The organism is Pseudomonas sp. PA15(2017), assembly GCF_001945395.1.
In the GTDB taxonomy this organism is placed as follows: Bacteria; Pseudomonadota; Gammaproteobacteria; order Pseudomonadales; family Pseudomonadaceae; genus Aquipseudomonas.
The window spans coordinates 1-18,364 of the sequence record NZ_MSXV01000054.1 but is presented as its reverse complement, the minus strand read 5'-3'; the positions used below and the strand labels follow the sequence as shown (position 1 = coordinate 18,364).

The 18,364-nt window shown below is 63.8% G+C and carries 13 protein-coding genes and 3 pseudogenes; 6 read left to right on the top strand and 10 right to left on the bottom strand.

Annotation, left to right across the window (positions count from 1 at the left end; genetic code table 11):
• From BVH03_RS19350 to folE2, 3 pseudogenes are all read right to left on the bottom strand, one after another.
• Window positions 1–882, bottom strand: a pseudogene (locus BVH03_RS19350) (IS481 family transposase); the annotation flags it as partial.
• A gap of 961 nt (window positions 883–1,843) precedes the next feature.
• A pseudogene (locus BVH03_RS25730) lies at window positions 1,844–2,047 on the bottom strand (hydroxyproline-2-epimerase); the annotation flags it as partial.
• Between the two features lie 116 nt (window positions 2,048–2,163).
• Window positions 2,164–2,975: pseudogene (folE2, locus tag BVH03_RS19345) on the bottom strand (GTP cyclohydrolase FolE2).
• Between the two features lie 153 nt (window positions 2,976–3,128).
• Here folE2 and dksA point away from each other — a divergent pair.
• Genes dksA through BVH03_RS19330 form a run of 3 tightly spaced genes read left to right on the top strand, consistent with a single transcriptional unit; the run spans window position 3,129 to window position 5,407 of the window.
• Window positions 3,129–3,533, top strand: coding sequence for an RNA polymerase-binding protein DksA (dksA, locus tag BVH03_RS19340; protein ID WP_075962705.1), 405 nt, complete (start codon window positions 3,129–3,131; stop codon window positions 3,531–3,533).
• A 27-nt stretch (window positions 3,534–3,560) separates the two neighbouring features.
• A complete protein-coding gene (gene zigA, locus BVH03_RS19335) occupies window positions 3,561–4,763 on the top strand; it encodes a zinc metallochaperone GTPase ZigA (RefSeq protein ID WP_075962704.1) in 1,203 nt (400 codons plus the stop codon).
• Entirely contained in the window at window positions 4,763–5,407 is a 645-nt protein-coding gene (locus tag BVH03_RS19330) for a DUF1826 domain-containing protein (protein WP_075962703.1), read from the top strand. The genes zigA and BVH03_RS19330 overlap by 1 nt, the downstream gene beginning before the upstream one ends.
• 671 nt (window positions 5,408–6,078) lie before the next feature.
• Here the strand turns inward: BVH03_RS19330 and BVH03_RS19325 are convergent.
• Window positions 6,079–6,432, bottom strand: coding sequence for an NADH:ubiquinone oxidoreductase (locus BVH03_RS19325; protein ID WP_075962702.1), 354 nt, complete (start codon window positions 6,430–6,432; stop codon window positions 6,079–6,081).
• Window positions 6,433–6,530: 98 nt separating this feature from the next.
• Here BVH03_RS19325 and BVH03_RS19320 point away from each other — a divergent pair, with 98 nt between their 5' ends.
• A complete protein-coding gene (locus tag BVH03_RS19320; RefSeq protein ID WP_075962701.1) occupies window positions 6,531–7,484 on the top strand; it encodes a GTP-binding protein in 954 nt (317 codons plus the stop codon).
• Window positions 7,485–7,723: 239 nt separating this feature from the next.
• Here the strand turns inward: BVH03_RS19320 and BVH03_RS19315 are convergent, their stop codons facing one another.
• The 6 genes from BVH03_RS19315 to BVH03_RS19290 all read right to left on the bottom strand — a co-directional run bounded on the left by BVH03_RS19315 (window position 7,724) and on the right by BVH03_RS19290 (window position 15,296).
• Window positions 7,724–9,028, bottom strand: a complete 1,305-nt coding sequence (locus tag BVH03_RS19315) for an MFS transporter (RefSeq protein WP_075962700.1) — start codon at window positions 9,026–9,028, stop codon at window positions 7,724–7,726.
• Window positions 9,029–9,213: 185 nt separating this feature from the next.
• Entirely contained in the window at window positions 9,214–10,563 is a 1,350-nt protein-coding gene (locus BVH03_RS19310) for a sigma-54 dependent transcriptional regulator (protein ID WP_075962699.1), read from the bottom strand.
• Window positions 10,560–12,326 (bottom strand): ATP-binding protein, encoded by a 1,767-nt coding sequence (locus tag BVH03_RS19305; RefSeq protein WP_256574758.1) that lies wholly within the window; start codon window positions 12,324–12,326, stop codon window positions 10,560–10,562. Before BVH03_RS19305 ends, BVH03_RS19310 begins: the two co-directional genes overlap by 4 nt.
• 53 nt (window positions 12,327–12,379) lie before the next feature.
• Complete coding sequence (locus BVH03_RS19300) at window positions 12,380–12,814, bottom strand: DUF3301 domain-containing protein (protein ID WP_075962697.1); 435 nt, start codon at window positions 12,812–12,814, stop codon at window positions 12,380–12,382.
• 89 nt (window positions 12,815–12,903) lie between these two features.
• Window positions 12,904–14,628, bottom strand: coding sequence for a YbaL family putative K(+) efflux transporter (gene ybaL, locus BVH03_RS19295; protein WP_075962696.1), 1,725 nt, complete (start codon window positions 14,626–14,628; stop codon window positions 12,904–12,906).
• A 185-nt stretch (window positions 14,629–14,813) separates the two neighbouring features.
• A complete protein-coding gene (locus tag BVH03_RS19290) occupies window positions 14,814–15,296 on the bottom strand; it encodes an acyl-CoA thioesterase (protein ID WP_075962695.1) in 483 nt (160 codons plus the stop codon).
• 151 nt (window positions 15,297–15,447) lie between these two features.
• Here BVH03_RS19290 and BVH03_RS19285 point away from each other — a divergent pair, with 151 nt between their 5' ends.
• Together BVH03_RS19285 and BVH03_RS19280 are read left to right on the top strand one after the other, a co-directional pair.
• Entirely contained in the window at window positions 15,448–16,185 is a 738-nt protein-coding gene (locus tag BVH03_RS19285) for a tetratricopeptide repeat protein (RefSeq protein WP_075962694.1), read from the top strand.
• A 280-nt stretch (window positions 16,186–16,465) separates the two neighbouring features.
• Window positions 16,466–18,229 (top strand): cation:proton antiporter, encoded by a 1,764-nt coding sequence (locus tag BVH03_RS19280; protein ID WP_075962693.1) that lies wholly within the window; start codon window positions 16,466–16,468, stop codon window positions 18,227–18,229.
• The last annotated feature ends 135 nt before the right edge of the window (window positions 18,230–18,364 follow it).

The window sequence follows — 18,364 nt, the reverse complement described above, 5'->3', positions numbered from 1 at the left end:
TGAGACTGCTGTGCGGCCTGTGCCAGTTGTAGTGGTGCAGCCAGGCTGGCAAATGCCTGGCTCGTTGTTCGGAGCTGTCATAGCTGCGTGCATAGGCCCACTCACGTAGGCTCGTTTGAATGAAACGTTCGGCTTTGCCGTTCGTGCGCGGTGTATAGGGTTTAGTGCGCATGTGTTTCAGCCCTAGCCGAGCACATAAGCGCCGAAAAGAATGAGAGCGGTAGCAGGCACCATTGTCTGTCATGACGCGTTTGAAGCGGATGCCCAGCCCGCGGTAGTAGCGCAACGCCTGCAGCAGGGCTCGACAGGCGCTGTTGCCGCGCTCATCTGGGTGCAGGCTGGTGAAGGCCAGCCGAGACGCGTCATCGATGGCTACATGAACGAACTCCCAGCCGGCGCCAAAGGAGCCCTGCAGACGATCCCCCGTAACTCGGTGCCCTGGCCTCCAGAATCGGCCCAGCTTCTTGATGTCCAGGTGCAGGAGATCGCCGGCGTTGGGATATTCGTAGCGCACCACTGCAGGGGCGGGCTCCAGCTCGGCCAACCGATGAAAGCCCGCTTGTTTGAGACGGCGCGCAACGGTACTGACGGCCACGCCGAGTGCCAGCGCGATCTGTCGGTAGGTATGGCGAGATTGGCGTAGTTGAATCAGTTGTGCGATGAGGTCGATTGCCGTCTCATGAGGGCATGAATGCGGACGTGACGAGCGATCCATCAGGCCGGCCTCGCCCTTCTCACGAAAGCGCCTGAGCCATTTGTAGGCGGTGCGGACACTGACTCCTGCGGCTTGTGCTGCATCTTCGACACGTAATCCATCGAGCATGCCTGCACGAGAAGGGCTCGACCTCGAGGGGTAAGACGGGCATGTTTATGCAAGTTCATCCGGGGCTCCTGGAAGGCTGTGTTGGTCGCGCTTCCAGAATTCCGGGAACGCCCCGGATGAACAACCTACTGAGAGATCACACCTAGCTGCCAAGTCGCGGAACCTCGGCTTGAAGACTTAAAGCTCCACCCTCGTAACAAGACCATCATGGCCATCTCGCAAAACCAGCGGTTCTGGCACCATTCGCCGCGTGAACGCCAGTAATGATCGGTAATTCCCTGGCGAGCGCTGCGCTATTGGCAGACTTGCGCGTCACGGCAGCCGATCACCACCAAGCGCGCTGCTGCAGGGCTTGCCACTGAGCGACTCAAGCGGGAGGAACTGGCCGTAGCCGTGGAGGGTAGGAAAAGCTGATAGCCAGAAAGCAGAAGGGGGAGCCGAAGCTCCCCCAAATCTTGTTTGAATCATCGTTCTTATTAGTGCTACCGGCCTGTTGTTCTTGTTTTAGCCGAGGCCTCCAAGCGAGGCCAAGAGCGAACGGATTTGTTTGGACGCTGATGTTGCCGTGATCCTGAGATCCAACCCGTCTGTCGCTGCCTTGCAAAGCAGTTTTATTGTTCTCGACCCGGTTGCGGTACAAGCCCGAGGGCGGTCCTCTCCAAAGAAATCAGTTAGCTGCGTCTCTGCGTTTTTGTCTTTCTTATGCTAGAGCCGTTGTCTTGTTCTTGTTATCAGATGTGTCTTGTTATTTTTGTTGTACGAGAGATAGAGCATAACCTGTGCCAGTTTTAGAATATCTATATTTATCAATTACTTAAGGTTTTATGCACTTTTTCTGACGTGCTTCAGAGCGCAAAAGCGTTACCGCACTACCCGCTTTGTTACCGTTTGATGTGTGCAGCCTGTGGGGCAGTGAGAATAGGACTGATTCCCAGGTAAGCCGCTCTGTGACGGTGTTTCCAGCTTCATCAGGGTGTCGATTCGCGCCGGGATGGCGGGTGGAGGAGGCAGCCGCTGGCGGCCAATCGAACAGATAGCGCGTGGCCGCACCCATGTGAAGAAGATCACCCCGGCACAGGCATAGGGATCGACCGACTCGCAGAGCAGGGCACTGATCAGTACATCGCTGCCACGCTGCGCCCTGCCCAGGTCAGGGAAGCCGCTTATCGCCAGCCGTGTCGGCTCACCGCTGGTGTGGGAATCGATCATCTCGATGCGCTTCATGGACGCTGCGCCTATATGCCCTTCGCAGGCTTACAGGGTGACGTCGGGCATGACGCGCGGCTTGAGAGACGTGCACCGGTGCGATGACGAAATCGGCATGGCGCCGCCAGGCATCATCACCAGCCGTGGCTGACGCACGCCACCGCATCGTGGGCGTGCAGGCTTTCGGCGTGGGTCACCTGGATATGGAAGGCGGCGATGTCCGGCATCGTCAGTAACGTCTGGTGCAGGCGGCGGGCGGCATCTTCGCAGAACATCAGGTTCTGGCCGTTGGCCAGGGCGAAGGCCTGTTCATCGGCGCGTTTGACGGCGGTCTGCACGGCGGTACCGAGGGCGGTTTCAGCGCCGTCGAGCAGCGCCAGGAAGGGCAGGGCGTCGGTTTCGTCGGGCAGGCGCACGCGAATGTGTGCGTCGCTGCGTTAGCTGTGGGGCGTGGCGACGATGCCGGTGCTGCCAAGCCAGGCGTGCAGGGCGTCGAAATCCAGCGGGCGATCCGCGAAGTCAGCATGAAGCGCTGCTGGATCAACTGCCGGGCCAGGGCGGCCGAGCAGGGGCAGGTCGATGAGTAGGCCACTTGCAGACCCAGCTCCAGGTGGAAACCTGCGGGATCGAGTCGAGCACTGATCGTCAACGGGTAGGCCTTGTAACCGGAAAGCGGGCTGATCAGCGCCGGACGGAGAGTCAGCCAATCGCCGCGCAACCCCAAGTAAGCGCATTGCGACAGACCGTAGTGGCTGACCAGAAAGTTTTCCAGCACAGAGCGAAGCAAAGCGGGCGACAGCGGTTCGCCCTGCAATGCCGACAAGGCCAGATAGAGACGCGACATATGGATACCGCGCGTCTGGCCGTCATCCAGGCTGACGCCGGCGTCCACCTGAGCATTGATTGGCTGTTCGCCCAATAGCACGGGCAGAGCGATGCCACGCATGCCCACCCAATCGAGCGGCACGTTGGTATGGGCGCTGCGTTGTGCGGCGATATCCGGCAGGGTCTGGCTGTTCATCGGCTTCCTCGGCGTATCAGCGTGACAACAATGTATTTAATGTTATGTTATAACAATTGAATTGCCCGTGAGCGCACCATGACTGCCGATGAATTGCTGGCCCAACCTGCCGAGGCCTACCTGAACGATGCTCAGCAAGCGTTTTTTCATGACCTGCTGACCTCCCAGCGCGAGGCGCTGCAGCAGCGCATCGCCGATGAGTTCGGCGAGTTGCGCGAGCAGGAACGGCCCGCCGATGAAGTCGACATCGCCAGCCGCGAAGAGCAGCGTCAGTGGCAACTGCGCCTGCTGGAGCGCGAGAAGAAGCTGCTCGACAAGATCGACCAGGCCCTCCAGCGCCTGGCCCGTGGGGAGTACGGCTGGTGCCGGGAAACCGGCGAGCCGATCGGTTTGCGGCGCCTACTGCTGAGGCCTACCGCCACCCTGTGTATCGAGGCGAAAGAGCGCGAAGAACAGCGCGAACGCCACCAACGTGACCTGTGAAAACCTGATGCCGATGAGGAACCCGCCATGTCCGACCGCCTTCCCGTTACCGTGCTTTCCGGCTTTTTGGGTGCCGGCAAGAGCACCCTGCTCAACCATGTGCTGAAGAACCGCGACGGCCTGCGCGTCGCCGTTATCGTCAACGACATGAGTGAAATCAACATCGACGGCAGCGAGGTGCAGAAGGGCGTGACCCTCAACCGCGCCGAAGAGAAGCTGGTCGAGATGAGCAACGGCTGCATCTGCTGCACCCTGCGCGAGGACCTGCTCGACGAGGTCAGCAAGCTGGCTCGTGAGGGTCGCTTCGATTATCTGCTGATCGAGTCCACCGGCATCTCCGAGCCGCTGCCGGTGGCCGAGACCTTCACCTTTCGTGACGAGCAGGGCCAGAGCCTGGCCGACCTGGCACGCCTGGACACCTTGGTCACGGTGGTCGATGGGGTGAATTTTCTGCTCGACTTCCAGGCCGCGCAAACCCTCGCCAGCCGGGGTGAAACCTTGGGCGAGGGCGACGAGCGCTCGATCACCGACCTGCTGATCGAGCAGGTCGAATTCGCCGACGTGCTGCTGATCAGCAAGATCGACCTGATCAGCCGGGCCGAGCGCGAAGAGCTGACCGCCATCCTGCGCCGCCTCAACACCCGCGCCAGGATCGTGCCGATGAGCATGGGGGCGGTGCCCCTGGGTGCCATTCTCGATACCGGCCTGTTCGACTTCGAGCGCGCCGCCGAGTCGCCTGGCTGGCTCAAGGAGCTGCGTGGCGAGCACGTGCCGGAAACCGAGGAATACGGCATCGCCTCCAGTGCCTACCGGGCACGGCGGCCGTTCCACCCGCAGCGTTTCTTTGAATTTCTCAGCCGCGAATGGACCAATGGCCGGTTGCTGCGTTCCAAGGGCTTCTTCTGGCTGGCCAGCAAGTATCAGGAGGCGGGCAGCTGGTCTCAGGCCGGCGGCCTGATGCGTCATGGCCTGGCCGGGCGCTGGTGGCGCTTCGTGCCGAAGAGCCAGTGGCCCCAGGACGAGGACGCGCTCAAGGGCATCATTCGCCAGTGGGACAAAGTCAGCGGTGATTGCCGTCAGGAGCTGGTATTCATCGGCCAGCACATCGACTTTGCCCGGCTGCATGCCGAATTGGACGATTGTCTGCTCAGCGATGCGGAAATGGCCGCCGGCACCGAGAACTGGCTGCGCCTGCCCGATCCGTTCGGCCCCTGGCAGGAGGCCGCCTGATGCTGGCACTCAAGATCAGGCCGGTGCCGCAACAGGTCAGCAGCGAGCGCATCGACGTGCTGGGTGAAGCCTTGCGTGATGACGTCAACCTGGCGGTCTGGCAGCGCTGGCTGCCCGAACACCTCGCCGCATTCGCCGGCACCTTGCTGGCTCAGAGAGAGCCGCTGGCCGAATCGTTGAGCATCGAGCTGGCCGATCCGGAAGCCGAGCCGGCGTTGCACGGGCTGCTCAGCGGCTACAGCGATCTGCCTGGCCAGGCGGCTTTCCTGGCGGACGTGGCCTGGCTGGTGCGCGCCTATGCCTGCCTGCTCGATGCGCGGCGTATCGGCCTGCGCCTGCGTGCGCTGGATGGCGCCATGTGCCCGCGCTTTCACGTCGACCATGTGCCGCTACGGCTGATCACCAGCTACGCCGGCCCTGGTAGCCAGTGGCTGGCCGAAGGCGATCTGCCGCGCCAGCTATTGGGCGGTACGCAGGCGTTGCCCAGGGAGGGCGCAGTGGTCGAGCAGATCGGCTGTGGCCATGTAGCTTTGGTCAAGGGCGAGCGCTGGGAGGGCAACGACGGGCGCGGGCTGATCCATCGCTCGCCGACCTTGCCAGCCGGTGAGCGTCGCCTGCTGCTGACCCTGGACTGGCTGGCCTGAATCGCGGACAAAAAAATGCTGCGCCTGGGCGCAGCAACACCGCCACCGGGCCTGTCCGGTAGCCAAGAGAGACTGTATTTACGCTGATAGAGATGACGATTGAATGACGGCTTAGAACCTGTTCACGATCTGTCTGTGCATGAAGCGGCTGCTGCAAGGCACAAGCGGCATTTCGCCGACCCATTGTGGGAGCGGGCCATGCCCGCGAAAAATCACGGGCATGGAATAGGCGTCCCCGCCCGCTCCCACAGGTACTGCGCCGATGACCGCCCTGCCGATTGGCTGCCAAAATCGGCGAACCTGGGTTTAAAGATTGTGAACAGACCCTAGGGTCTGTTCCCGTTTCAGCGCGAGCCGCGTTGCAGCGAGAAATGGCCTCCGGTTAGGCGCAGGACGCAGGGAATGGACTAGCCGTCCGCGTTTTCCCTTGCCAAGTCCTGCAACGACAGCGGAGGCCATTTTCCGCGCAACCTAGGCGCCCCCACCCGAAGGGCCGGGCCAGTTTTTGTGCGATGCGGCGTTACTCGATGGCTCATTTGGCCCGCCAAACTTCGCATCTGTGTGCCCCACATGGATGTGGGAAATGCCGCAAGCCCGCCTGGAGCGGGCGCGGCCCTTGCCTCGCACAAAAACTGGCTCCGGCGCGGCCGTGCGTGAAATGGGAACAGACCCTAGTAGGCCATCCACACGCCTTTGCTTTGGCTTTCGCAGAACGGCTTGAGGTAGGCGGCGTCTTCGGCCACGCCGTAATAATGGATGTCCTGCTGGTACGGCGTACCGCCGACGCGGGCGTTGCGGCACACGCCAAAGGCGCCGACCGGGCACTGTTCGACGAAGCTGACGTCGACCTGCTGGCCCTTGAGCTGCGGCTGGCAGAAACCGGTGCGGAACAGGTTCGGCGGAATGCTGCGGTTCTGCTGGCAGACTTTCACGTCCAGCCGCTCGGCCTGGCTATGCACCACGCAGGCTTCGCCCCAGGCCAGACCGGACAAACCACACAACAGCAGGGGCAGCAAACGGCGCATCGTAACGACTCCATCAGAGATGCGGCGACTTTAGGTGGGCCGCTCGATCAGCGCAAGCCAGGCTTTTACTAAGGTCACGGAGCCTTCACCATAGTGCCATGATGAACCAGATCCCCACCCACCTGATCGCCGGCCCACTGGGCGCCGGCAAGACCAGCCTGATCCATCAGCTGCTGGCGCAGCGCCCTGCCGATGAGCGCTGGGCGGTGCTGATCAACGAGTTCGGGCAGATCGGCCTGGACGCCGCCCTGTTGGCCCGCGACGAAGATGGCCTGAGTTTCAGCGAGGTGGCCGGTGGCTGCCTGTGCTGCGTCAACGGTGTGCCGTTCCAGGTCGGCCTGGGCCGGCTGCTGCGCAAGGCCACACCGGATCGGCTGTTCATCGAACCGTCCGGGCTCGGTCACCCGCTGAGCCTGCTCGAACAGCTTGGCCAAGAGCCCTGGGACGGCGTGCTGGCCGTGCAGCCTTTGCTGATGGTGCTCGACGCCGCGGCACTGGCTGCCGGTGAGCCGCTGGCAGAAAGCCAGCGTGAGGCATTGGCCCATGCGCGGTTGTTGGTGTTGAACAAAAGCGAGGGGTTGGACGATGCCAGCCGTGTGCGCCTGACGGCCGAACTGCCACTGGCGCCGTACTGGACCAGCCAGGGCCGCCTGCCGTTCGAGCAACTGCCCCGGGCCGAAGCCCGCGCGGCGAGTGCGGGTGGTGTGTTGCCCGATGGTCCACGTTCACCATCCATGATTTGGCGCAGCGCCGACGAGCCGATCTGCCTGATCCAGGATCAGCCCGAAGGTTGGAGCATCGGCTGGCGCTGGCATCCGAGCCAGCGCTTCGACCTGCTGACCACCCAGCAATGGCTGGCAAGGTTGCCCTGGCGGCGCGCCAAGCTGGTGCTACAGACCAATGCAGGCTGGCTGTCGATCAATGCCCTGGAAGGCCAGGCGCTACACTGGCAGAACAGCGAATGGCGCAAGGATTCGCGGCTGGAGTTGATCTTCGCCGGCCCTCAGGACGAGGCGACGCTGCGGACCGGTATGGCGGCCTGCCGGCTGTAAGGATCTGTTGGCGATCTTTTTAGCCGGCATAAAGCGTCTGCTACAAGGCAATAGCAGCCATTGATGCAGTACCTGTGGGAGCGGGCCATGCCCGCGATTTTTCGCGCGCATGGCGCGCTCCCACAGTGGATCGGGGAACGGCCGCTTGCGCCGCTTCGCAGCCAAAGCGCTGATGCCGAGCCGATAGATCGTCAACAGGTTCTAGAAGGGCGCCGTCTAGGGCGCCCGGCCTGGCTGGTTTAGTCGGTGGTGATCCGCGAGTGGGTGCGGGTGTCTTTCATGGTGATGTACACCAGCAGCGAGCAGGCGATGCAGCCGGTCACGTACCAGTAGAAGCCACTCTCCATGCCCACGCTCTTGAACCACAGCGCCACGTACTCGGCGGTGCCGCCGAAGATCGACACGGTCAACGCGTACGGCAGGCCGACGCCCAGAGCGCGGATCTCGGTGGGAAACAGCTCGGCCTTTACCACCGCGTTGATCGAGGTGTAGCCGCTGACGATGATCAACGCTGCCATGATCAGGAAGAACGCGCCCCACCAGCTCTGCACCGTGTGCAGGGTGGTCAGGATCGGGTAGGTGAACAGCGTGCCCAGTACGCCGAAGGCGATCAGGATCGGGCGGCGGCCGATCTTGTCGGACAGCGCACCGACCAGTGGTTGTAGCAGCATGAACAGGAACAACGTGGCCGCCGAAATCATGGTCGAGTCGTTCTTGCTCATGCCTACGGTGTTGACCAGGTACTTCTGCATGTAGGTGGTGTAGGTATAGAAGGCCAGAGTGCCGCCCATGGTCAGGCCGACCACGGTGAGCAGCTCCTTGGGATGGCGCAGCAGGGTGCGCATGATGTTTTCCTTCGGCGCATCGGTCTTCTTGAACGAGTCGGTTTCCTCCATGCCGCGACGCAGGTACATGGCCACTACCGCGCACAGCGCACCGATCACGAACGGCACGCGCCAGCCCCAGGTTTCCAGCTGTTCGACGGTCAGGGTCTGCTGCAGGATGATCAGTACCGCCAGGGCGATGAGCTGGCCGGAGATCAGCGTCACGTACTGGAAGCTGGAAAAGAAGCCGCGGCGTTCCTTGGTGGCCATCTCCGAGAGGTAGGTGGCCGAGGTGCCGTATTCGCCGCCGACCGACAGGCCCTGCAGCAAGCGGGCGACCACCAGCAACACGGGCGCGGCGACGCCGATGGTTTCATAACTGGGCGTTAGGGCGATGATCAGCGAACCGAAGCACATCAGCAGCACCGAGGCCAACAGCGCCGCCTTGCGGCCCTTGCGGTCGGCGTAGATGCCCATCAGCCAGCCGCCGATCGGGCGCATCAGGAAGCCCACGGCGAAGATCGCGGCGGTGTTGAGCAACTGGGCAGTCAGGTCGCCCTGCGGGAAGAAGGCTTTGGCGAAGTACAGGGAAAAGGCGGCGTAGACGTACCAGTCGTACCATTCGACCAGGTTGCCGACCGAACCGCTGAAAATCGATTTGACGCGTTGGGATGTGGTGCGCGTGGGCGCAGAGGCAGACAGCGTGCTGGAGCTTTCCATCGGGGAACCTCGATCTCGTCATTATTCTTGTACGCCGCAGACGGCGCTGGCAGGGCCTGTTGCAGGGGCTGTGCCAGAGTGCGAAAAGCCCCTGATACGGGGCTTTCGACGAGATGGATGGAGGTTTTGCTAGCGAAAATCCGCCAGCCCGGCTCGGGTGCTTGCGGAAAATTGCCAGGCGCGGATCAGCCGGCAGGTTGCTGCTCGCTGTCGAGAAAATCGGTGCGTAGCAGGCCGTGGCGCTGCATCTTTTCGTTGAGGGTGCGGCGCGGCAGTTGCAGCAGTTCGGTCACCAGTTTCATATCGCCGTGGCAGCTCGCCAGGGCCTCGCGCAGGCACTGCGCCTCGAAGGCCTCCATGCGTGCACTGAGGGAGTTATCCACAGCGGCCGATTGGCTGGCCGAGGCGGGCAGCGCCAGTACGTGGCGCTCGGCGGCGTTGACCAATTCGCGAACGTTGCCCGGCCAGTCATGGGCCAGCAGCTGGGCCAGCAGTGCGGGCGTGACTGGCGGCAGTGGCCGCGCGAAGCGCTCGGCGATCTGCCGGGCGTGGTACTCGAACAGCAGCGGCACGTCCTCGCGATGCTCGCGCAGCGCGGGCAGTTGCAGCTCGGCGACGTTGAGGCGGTAGAGCAGGTCCTGGCGAAAGGTGCCCTCGCGCACCCGCTCGTGCAGGTCCGGCTTGGTGGCGGTGACCACCCGCAAATCGAGGCTGATTACCTGGTTGGAGCCGAGCCGTTCCAGCTGGCGCTCCTGCAGCACGCGCAGCAGCTTGACCTGCTGGCCCAGGGGCATGCTTTCGATTTCGTCGAGAAACAACGTGCCGCCGTTGGCGTGTTCGATCTTGCCGATGCGCTTGCCCTGAGCACCCGTAAAAGCGCCGCTTTCGTGGCCGAACAGCTCGCTCTCGAACAGGTTCTCCGGGATGGCCGCACAGTTGAGCGCCACGAAGGGGCCCTTGGCGCGCGGGCCGAAGTCGTGCAGGCAGCGAGCGACCAGCTCCTTGCCACTACCGGTCTCACCACGCATCAGCGCGTTGGCCGGCGTTTGTGCCAGCTCCAGCACCTGGCGACGCAACTGCACCATGGTGGCGGAGGAGCCGAGCAGGCGCCCGGCCAGTTCGTCCTTGTGCTCGACCTGCTGGCGCAGCTGACGGTTCTCCTGGGTCAGCTGGCGTTTCTCCAGAGCACGACGCAAGCTGCCGAGCAGGCGTTCCGGGGTGAAGGGTTTCTCGATAAAGTCATACGCGCCCAGGCGCATGGCTTCCACGGCCTGGGGCACGTCGCCGTGGGCCGAGACCAATAGGAAGGGCAATTCGGGGTCGCGGGCCTGCACCTGTTCGAGCAGCGCCATGCCGTCCATGCCTGGCATGCGCAGGTCGCTGACCACCACGCCGGGGTAATCCCTGGGCAGCTGCTCCAGGCATTCGCGGCCGCTGGCGCACAGGTGCACCTCGAAGCCGGAGCGCTCCAGCCACTGGCGCACGGCGTCGCGGATCGGCGCCTCGTCGTCGACGAATATCACGCTGGGTTTCATGGTAGCTCCTGAGGGGCGGTGGCGGCAGGCAGGCGCAGGGTGAACCGCGCGCCGCCCTCGGCGCGATTGGCGGCCTGCAGGTCGCCGTCCAGTTCACGGACGATGGCGTAGGACACCGCCAGGCCAAGGCCCAGGCCGTCGCCCACCGGTTTGGTGGTGAAGAAAGGATCGAACAGCTGCGGCAGGGCCTCGGCGGCGATACCGCTGCCGGTGTCGTCGACATGCAGCAGCCAGTGATCGCCATCGAGCGTGAGTTCCAGGCTCAGGCGCGGCGCCGGGCAGTCCAGCATGGCATCCAGCGCATTACGGATCAGGTTGACCAGCACCTGCTCCAGGCGGATGGCATCACCGGCGACCCAGGCCGGCTGCTCGGGCGTGCGCTGGATCTGCACCGCCACGTCTCGCAGGCGCGGCTCCAGCAACTGCAGGGCCTTGTCGAGCACGGCGCCCAGCTCCAGGGTTTCGCGCAGGCCGCCGGGGCTTTTGCGGGCGTAGGTTTTCAGGTGGCCGGCCAGGGCGGCCATACGCTGCAGCAGTTCCTCATGGCGCACCAACGACTGGCGCGCTTCTTCCAGTTCGCCGTCGGCGAGGATCATGCGCAGGGTGCCGAGATGGACCTGAAGGGCGGTGAGCGGCTGGTTGATCTCGTGGGCCAGGGCTGCCGACATCTGCCCCAGCGCTGCCAGCTTGGCGGCCTGGACCAGGCCGTCCTGGGCAGTACGCAAGGCTGCGGTGCGCTGTTCGACCAGTGCCTGCAGCTCATCGGCGGTACGCTGGCGCAGGCGGGCCATGCGCCAGCGCTGGTGCAGCACCAGGCCCAGCAGGAACAGCGCCAGCCAGGTGCCGCCTGCGGCCAGAGCTGCGGTGTAGCTGCTGCCGGCGAGGCTGCGGGTATCGCGTAGCAGATGCAGGGTCCAGCCCTCGCTGGCCAGTTCACGGGTTTCCCACAGGTAATCACCGGCCAGTTCGCGGTTGACGATGCGCACCAGGCGACCGTCATCGCCCAGGGCTTGGCGCTGGTGATAGCTCAGTGGTGCCAGCGGCTTCTTGTCGTACTGGCGGGTGGCGGCGAGAGTCTCGCGCACCGGCGCGGCAATCGGCTGTAGCTCGCGGTAGCGCCATGCCGGACGGTTGGCGATGAAGGTGATGCCCTGGCGATCGCTGACCAGCAACACATGGGGGCTCTGGCTCCAGGCCTGCTCGATGCCGGGAAACTCCAGCTTGACCACCACGGTGCCGAGGAAGCGCCCGGGGCTGTCGCGCACCGCGTGGGAGAGGAAATAGCCGGGAATGCCGCTGGTCACGCCCACCGCGTAGAAACGCCCGGTGTCGTGCTCGCGGGCTTCGCTGAAGTAGGGGCGAAAGCTGTAGTCGTGGCCGACGTAACTGGTCGGCAGGCGCCAGTTGCTGGCCGCGACGCCCAGGCCGTCGGCGTTCATTACCTGCAACGTGGAAGAGTGCGCGGCGGCATTGATGGCTTCGAGCTTGATGTTCAGGCGATGTTGTAGCACCGGGGTGAGTGGGCTTTGCAGCGCTTCCACGAGTTCCGGGTCGAGCGCCAGCACGGCGGGCAGGGCGCGATAGCGGTCGATCAGCGTCTGCAGTGTGCCGGCGTAGGCGGCCAGTTGCTCCTGCGCCTGTTGCCCGGCCTCCTGCAGGCGCTGGCGCTCGGCCTGACGCTCGGCCAGGTAGGCGCTCAGGCACAGGCCGGCCAGCAACAGGGCGGTCAGCAGGGCGATGCGCAGGGAGCGGGAAGACATCAATGCGGGTCAGCCAGGCAGGTGGGCGGCCGACGATAGCACAGGGGCCAGGCCAATTAGTCGCGCGAAGCGGGGTGATCGCGGCGCCATTGTTGCAGTTCGATCACCTGGCCGGTCTTGCGCGGCGCTGGTGCCGGCGGCGTTTCGGCTACCGGTGGCAAGGCCTCTGGCGGCTCACGAAACGGGTAGGGGTCGAGCTCGATAGTACCCACATGGGCACCGAACATCACGATACGCCCGGCATGACGCTGCTCGCCGGTTACCGTGAATTCGAAGCCGTAGATCCGCGCGAAGCGGCGATTGCCGCTGCCATCACGGACGACCCCGAAGCGCTGGAAGGCCACGTTGCCATCGAGCAGCTCGATATCCAGCTTGGCGCAATGCTGCTTGACCCGTATCAGCGCGCGCTCGCGAATGCCGTGGCCGTGCCACAGCCAGGCAGCGCCGGCAGCGAGCAGCATCAGGATGAACAGGTTGCCGAGGGTCAGCATGGCAGGCAAACTCGTGACGAGGAGCGCCCAGCTTACCCGATCCACGGTGACAGTTGCCGCCATGAATCGGGTGTCGGGTCGCCTGGGCGTCAGCCCGCCAGGCCGGGCGGGATGACCGGCAGCGGGGTAACCGGCGCGGGCGCCTGGAGGCCGAGACGCTCGAACATCACCCGGGCGATTTCCCGCTCGCCCATCACCACCAGATCGGCTTCGTGGGTCTGCAGATAGTCGACTTCATCATCGAAGTGAGCACGGGCGATGATGTCCAGATCGGCATTGGCCTGGCGGCCGTGAATGGCGATTTGCCCGGCTTCCAGGCTGTTGGGGATGGCGATCATCAGCCAGCGCGCCGACGTGACGTTGGCCAGCTCCAGCACATGGGTGCTGGCGGCGTTGCCAAGCACCACACTGAAGCCTTCCTCGCGCAGCTCCTGGGCGCGGGTGCGGTTGTCGTCGATGATCACCAGCGGCACGCCTTCCTCGCGCAGGCGCCGGCTGATGCGGCTGCCCACCCGGCCATGGCCGATGAGGATGGCGTGGCCGGTCTCGGTGATCGGGTGCAGGTCGTGGTCTTCGTCCGGCTCCACGGTGACCTGGTCGGCTGGCGTGGTGTTCTCGCGGCGGTCCAGCCACGGCTGCAGGCGGTCGATGACCAGGAACAGCAGCGGGTTGCAGAGGATCGACAGGATCGCGCCGGCCAGCACCAGGTCACGCGCCGCTTCCGGTACCAGATTCAGGCCGATGCCCAGGCCGATGAGGATGAACGAGAATTCGCCGATCTGCGCCAGGCTCACCGAGATGGTCAGCGCGGTGCTCAGCGGTTTGCGGAAGGCCAACACGATGAGCATCGCCGCCAGCGACTTGCCGAGCACGATGACCAGGAAGGTGCCGATGACCAGCAACGGCTGCTCGAGCAGGATCGCCGGGTTGAACAGCATGCCCACCGAAACGAAGAACAGCACCGCGAAGGCGTCGCGCAGCGGCAGCGAATCTTCGGCAGCCTTGTGGCTGTACTCCGATTCGTTGAGGATCATCCCGGCGAAGAATGCGCCGAGGGCGAAGGACACCCCGAACAGCTGCGCCGAGCCGTAGGCGATGCCCATGGCGATGGCCAGCACGGCGAGGGTGAACAGCTCGCGCGAACCGGTGCCGGCGCTGCGCTCCAGCAGCCAGGGAATGACCCGGCGGCCGACCACGATCATCAGCACCACGAAGGCGCTGACCTTGCCGAGGGTGATCAGCAACTGCATGCCGATGCTGCTGGAACCGTCGCCCTGGGGAATGCCGCCGAGCACACCGGACAGCGCCGGCAGGAGCACCAGGGCCAGGACCATCACCAGGTCCTCGACGATCAGCCAGCCGACGGCGATCTTGCCGCGGCGGGTATCGATCAGCTGGCGCTCTTCCAGGGCGCGCAGCAGCACCACGGTACTGGCCACCGACAGCGCCAGGCCGAACACCAGGCCGGCACCCCAGCCCCAGCCCATCGCCCAGGACAGGCCCATGCCCATCAACGTGGCGACGGCGATCTGTACCACGGCGCCGGGGATGGCGATGTGTTTGACCGACATCAGGTCTTTGAGGGAGAAGTGCAGGCCCACGCCGAACATCAGCAGGATCACGCCGATCTCGGAGATTTCGTGGGACAGCTCCTTGTCGGCAACGAAGCCGGGAGTGAAGGGGCCGACGATCACGCCAGCCAGCAGGTAGCCTACCAGTGGCGACAGGCGCAGGCGGTTGGCCAGGCTGCCGAACAGGTAGGCCAGCACGAAGCCGGCAGCGATCGTCGCAATCAAGGGGGTGTGATGCGGCATGCGGTCTCCTTGGTGAAGAGGGCCTGGCATGCCTGCGCAGCAGCGGATACCGCGCAGAACAGCGTAACGGCCAGGGTCGGATTGCCCGACCATAAAGACCGATATTTTATATTAAAATATTACTTATAACTAAAAGGTCTTTATACAAAATATGTCTGGTCATCTGTTCGATGCCGCAAGCCGCGTCATCCGTCGCCTTTGAGCGCGCGGTAACGGTTTTCCAGTTCCTGGCGGATCTCCCGGCGTTGACGGCCCTGCTCGAAACGTCGGCGCTCCTCAGTGCTCTCCGGTTGACGGGGCGGCACTTCGGTGGATTTGCCGTTTTCGTCGACCGCCACCATGGTGAAGAAGCAACTGTTGGTGTGGCGCACCGAGCGTTCGCGGATGTTTTCGGTGATCACCTTGATGCCCACCTCCATGGAGGTGCGGCCGGTGTAGTTGACCGAGGCCAGGAAGGTCACCAGCTCACCGACGTGTACCGGCTCGCGGAAGGTCACCTGATCCACCGACAGGGTGACCACGTAGCGCCCGGCATAGCGGCTGGCGCAGGCGTAGGCCACTTCGTCGAGGTACTTGAGCAGAGTGCCGCCGTGTACATTGCCGGAAAAGTTGGCCATGTCCGGGGTCATCAGGACGGTCATCGTCAGTTGCGCGTTGCCGGGTTCCATAAGGTCTCGCTCATCAGGTGGACGGGGCGTGATTGTCGGCCGTCTGCGCGGCGTTGGCTGGTCGATTGTGTCTATGCGCTCGATTGCTGCAACGTATGTACCGACATTTCACTCCTAGAGCCATAGTCTCTCACTCCTTCAGGACGATCCCATGACGCGCTCCGTTATCTGCCTGGCCCTGCTGCCACTGTTCGCCGGCATTGCCCAGGCCGCCCCCCAGCCTTGCGACAGCGTAAGCCTGTGCAACGCAGCCGGCACCGCGGCCTATCAGGCCGGCCGCTACGACGATGCCGGCGAAGCCTTCGAGCGACAGCTGCGGCGTGCCGAGCAGCAGGGTTCGGACAGCCTCGCAGCCCGTGAGCTGGCGTTGAACAACCTGGTGGTGACCAGCCTGCGTCTCGAGCAGCCCGGCCAGGCCCGCGCCTGGCTGAACGTCGCCCTGGCCGATGGCATGCAGGGCACCGCCACGCGTAACAACCTGCGCTCGGTGGCCAACGCCGTGGACTATCAGGCCCTTGGCGAAAGCATCGAAGGCCGCTATCTGCGCTATGCCGGCGCGGCGGTATGGAGCAGCCTGGACATCAGCCGCCAGCCGGATGGCCGCTTTCAGGCGGTTTTCTCACCCCTGCGTGCAGGCTTGAAGGTGGAAGAATACGGCCCGGCGGCCATCGGTAACCTGCAGGGCGCGCTGCAGGGCGAGAAAGCCTACTTTCAGTTGGCATCGGAGGATCTGCCCAGCGGCTGCGCCGTCGAGCTGCTGCATGAAGGTCTGGATATCCAGGTGCTGGAAGTCATCGACCAGCGCTGCCAGGAATATGGGGGCGCGGGTATCAGTGTGGCAGGCAGCTACCTGAAGGTCAGTGCCGAGGCGCAAGCGCCGATACGCTGATCGGGAGCGCGGCATGCACGTCGCGGTTACCTCCGGCAGGTGACCTCGACGGGATGCTCGACGTCTTTTCCGGGTGCCGCTGTAACACGCACCACCTCGCGCTTTGCAGCAAATATTTCTGAATATTTCCACGCCGCGACGCGTTGGGCGCGAGTGTTAACCTGCGGTCAATGTGGCCCAGCAAATGGGCCGATCTTCCCCATTCCAGCAGGCTCCAATGCGCCATCGAGCAACCGCCCGAGCGCGTTCGTGTCTGCCCAAAACAAGGAGCCGTTTCCTCATGCATGCCATCAGCTTCATCCAGGATCTAGCGGTGATCATGCTGGTAGCCGGCATGGTTACCGTGCTGTTCCACCGCTTCAAGCAACCGGTGGTGCTTGGCTACATCCTCGCCGGCTTCCTGATCGGCCCGCACACGCCGCCGTTCGGCCTGATCCACGATGAGGAGACCATCCGCACCCTGGCCGAGTTGGGGGTGATTTTCCTGATGTTCTGCCTGGGGCTGGAGTTCAGCCTGCGCAAGCTGTTCAACGTCGGTGCCACGGCGTTCATCGCCGCGTTCCTGGAAATCATCCTGATGATCTGGATCGGTTTCGAGATCGGTCGCTACTTCGGCTGGAGCACCATGGACTCGCTGTTCCTCGGCGCGATCCTGGCGATTTCCTCGACCACCATCATCATCAAGGCGCTGGGCGACCTGAAGATGAAGAACGAGCGCTTCGCGCAGCTGATCTTTGGCGTACTGATCGTCGAGGACATCCTCGGCATCGGCATCATCGCGCTGCTGTCCGGTATAGCCCTGAGCGGCACGGTCGAGACCGGTGAAGTGTTCGCCACCGTCGGCAAGCTGTCGCTGTTCATGATCGTCGCGTTGGTCATTGGCATCATCCTGGTGCCGCGTATCCTGGCCTACGTGGCCAAGTTCGAAAGCAACGAGATGCTCCTGGTGGCGGTGCTGGGCATGTGCTTCGGCTTCTGCCTGCTGGTGGTCAAGCTGGAATACAGCATGGTACTGGGCGCCTTCCTGATCGGTGCAATCATGGCCGAGTCGCGCCAACTGCTGCAGATCGAGCGCCTGATCGAGCCGGTACGCGACATGTTCAGCGCAATCTTCTTCGTCGCCATCGGCCTGCTGCTCGACCCCAACGTGCTGATCGAATACGCCTGGCCGATCGCAGTGATCACCGTGGCGGTGATCGTCGGCAAGGTGCTGTCGTGCAGCGTCGGCTCGTTCATCGCCGGCAATGACGGGCGCACCTCCCTGCGGGTCGGCATGGGCCTGTCCCAGATCGGCGAGTTCTCGTTCATCATCGCCACCCTGGGCATGACCCTGCAGGTGACCAGCGACTTCCTGTACCCGGTGGCGGTGGCCGTGTCGGTGATCACCACCCTGACCACCCCCTACCTTATCCGCGCCGCCGACCCGCTGGCGGTGAGCCTTGGCAACGTGATGCCGCAGCGCGTGTCGCGGGTGTTCTCGCTGTACGGTGAGTGGCTGCGCAGCATCCAGCCGCAGGGGCAGGGCGCGGTGCTGGCCGGCCTGATCCGCAAGATCGTTCTGCAGGTGCTGGTCAACCTGGCCTTCGTGGTGGCGATCTTCCTGGGTATCGCCTTCTTCGCCGCGCAGATCGGTGCTTGGCTGGCCGAGTGGATCGACCAGGAAAACCTGCGCAAGGCGGTGATCTGGGGCGCCGCGCTGATTCTCTCGCTGCCATGCCTGATCGCTGCTTACCGCAAGATCAAGGCACTTTCCATGCTGCTCGCCGAAATGGGCGTGCGCCAGGAGAAGGCCGGCCGCCACACAGCGCGGGTGCGCAAGGTAATTTCCGAGGTGATTCCGCTGCTGTCGCTGGTCGGCATCATGGTGCTGCTCACCGCGCTGTCGTCGAGCATCCTGCCGTCCAACGACATGCTGCTGCTGGTCGGCGTGGTCGCAGCCGGGGTGGTAGCCGTGCTGTGGCGCTGGTTCGTCCGCGTGCACACCCGCCTGCAGATCGCCTTGTTCGAAACCCTCGACAAGCCCGACACACCGGGCCATCACTGAAACGACAAGGGCGCCTATACAGACTGTGTGAAAACCTAGCAGTCCGAGGGTGAGTTGAAGACAATGCCTCTATCGGTTGATAGGGGCATTGTCGTTTATGGGTTATATCCAGGGCGAAGGTCGCGGGCAAAGCAG